The sequence below is a fragment of the Pseudomonas sp. AC463 genome (genome assembly GCF_979253585.1).
The window spans coordinates 1-563 of record NZ_CEEDDZ010000074.1 but is presented as its reverse complement, the minus strand read 5'-3'; the positions used below and the strand labels follow the sequence as shown (position 1 = coordinate 563).

The 563-nt window shown below is 61.6% G+C and carries 1 protein-coding gene; it reads left to right on the top strand.

What is annotated here, in order from left to right; all coding sequences use genetic code 11:
• Positions 1-217 precede the first annotated feature (217 nt).
• The coding region (locus AC0IYH_RS29135) for an alpha-hydroxy acid oxidase (RefSeq protein WP_471837486.1) at positions 218-563 on the top strand (346 nt) is incomplete at its 3' end.

The following is a 563-nucleotide window of genomic DNA, read 5'->3' as shown; positions in this document are numbered from 1 at the left end:
CCTAGACCGATCGAACCGGCAATCGACACGGAAGCCGGCATGCACAAATTGTCATCTTCCAGGCACAGCGAAATCGTTGTCGTTTCTCGCGTCAGAGGCGCACCTAGCCTTCATTGCTCCACAAACGTCGAAGGTGGCACGCAGGACGGAAGCGTCGCCGTTCGCATCCCAAGCCGCAGTCCTGCGCGGACATCAGGCCGGAAAGATCATAGGCATCATGACGCGACTTCAACGTGCAAACAACGTTGCCGACCTGCGCCTGATGGCCCGTCGCCGTCTGCCGCAACCGATCTTCGACTATATCGACGGCGGTGCGGATGACGAGGTGTCGCTGCGTCGGAACGCGACGGCATTCGCGCAGTACGAGCTGGTTCCCGACGTCCTCAACGACGTGTCGAATATCCGGACGGAAACAAGGATCTTCGGGCAATCGTCGCGCTGGCCGCTGATGCTGTCGCCAACCGGCCTTACCCGTATGTTCCATGACCGGGCCGAACTCGCAGTGGCGGGCGCTGCCGCGCGACACGGCCTTCTCTACAGCCTGTCGACGATGGGCACGACGC